The 1,559-nt window shown below is 41.6% G+C and carries 1 protein-coding gene; it reads right to left on the bottom strand.

Features of this window, described 5'->3' with window-relative positions:
• Positions 1–105: 105 nt before the first annotated feature.
• Positions 106–1,458, bottom strand: a complete 1,353-nt coding sequence (locus JMN17_RS21360) for an IS1182 family transposase (RefSeq protein ID WP_202329205.1) — start codon at positions 1,456–1,458, stop codon at positions 106–108.
• Positions 1,459–1,559 lie beyond the last annotated feature (101 nt).

Below are 1,559 nucleotides of genomic sequence, written 5' to 3'. Positions count from 1 at the left end.
TCAGCTTGTAGAGAAAACGATGTTTTTTCTACAAGCTTTTTTGTTTTGTAATGTTTCTTTAGATATTCAGCTGATTTCAAAAGCAGAAAAAGAGCTCCCACATACCTAGCCCTGCTTGGCTAGGTATGTGGCAATCTTCTTCATGTTCTGGCATGCGGCTGTGAGGAGAACTTGTTCACTCACATTCCGTTTTCCTCTCAACCTGCAATAGCGAAGCCCATGCAGCTGTTTTGAATCTGCAAAGCTTCGCTCTATTTTTTCTTTTCTTTTTTTATAGAGGGTTTTTCCTGAAACAGATAAGCGATTTTGTCTGACCTTTTCTTTGTGGTCCTCCCATACATGCCGGGTGATGACCTTCTGGCGGTTCTTTGATCTTGTGCATTGCTCAAGCAATGGGCATGCGGAACAGGTTTCAGGATTTGATTTATATGACCGGTAGCCTTTTCGGTCAGTTGTTGAGTATGTAAGTACCTGCTGGTTCGGGCAAATGTAACTGTCTTTTTCACTGTCATAATGAAACTTCCATTTTGGAAACAAGCCCCTAGTAGGGTGATATCGTCTATGGGCAATAACGCCAAAAATATGGCGATCGGCTAGTCCTTTACAGATCGGAGTCGTTAAATAACCAGAATCAAGAGCGACGGCTTCTACTTCAAAATTAAATCGTGCAATTTGGTGGTCTAATCGGTCAAGATAAGGCACAGAATCATGGATATTTCCAGGCGTGACATAGGCGTCGGTGATAATGTTATGTTTCATATCCGTTGTTCGGTGATCTAAGTAAAAGAACCCCTCCGGTTTGTTTTCACGATACATATATCCACTTTCTGGATCAGTTGTACTGTGGCGGATCTCTTTTTCAGCTTTCACCTCCTCTTTGACTGGTAATGGCTTTTTTCCGTGTTCCTCCCGATCTTCCTGAATGGCTTCATTTAAATCTTTGATAAAGGTTTGTGTATCCTGTTCAATCGTTTTCCTTGTGTATTTGTGCTTGTTGGCATTGGCTTTCAGATGAGTGGAATCGGTAAATAGGACACGTCCGCCCACCATGTCATGATTGATGGCCTGAAGAACGATCTCGTCAAAAATGTCTTGGAAGATGGTTGTATCTTTAAAGCGTGTGCGTCTGTTCCAGCTGATAGTGGAGTGGTGCGGAACTGGGTCGTTGATGTTCAATCCGAGAAACCATCTGTACGCCATATTGTAGTAAATTTCTTTTTCAAGCTGTCTTTCTGAACGGATACCGTAGAGGTAGCCGATAAACATCATTTTGAATAAAATCAGCGGGTCGAGTGAGGGGCGGCCTTTGTTTTCGCTGTAGTAAGGCTTCACCTTTTCAATGATAAAAGAGAAGTCAATGTGTTGATCAATTTTTCGAAGCAAATGATCCTCTTCGACGAGTTGATCGAGAAGAACAAATTCGGCTGCGTTTTGAGAAGAATTTCTTGTGTGGAACATAAGAAAGACACCGTCCTTTTTAGTCTTTCTTTTATTTTATTACAGAGGAATGGATATTTTAAGGAAAAATAAAGGCTGTCGAGATTTTCTCGACAGCCTGA

It is taken from the genome of Bacillus sp. RHFS10 (genome assembly GCF_016757475.1).
In the GTDB taxonomy this organism is placed as follows: Bacteria; Bacillota; Bacilli; order Bacillales; family Bacillaceae; genus Bacillus; species Bacillus subtilis_G.
The sequence above is the reverse complement of the archived record's forward strand: the minus strand, read 5'-3'. Positions and strand labels throughout refer to the sequence as shown.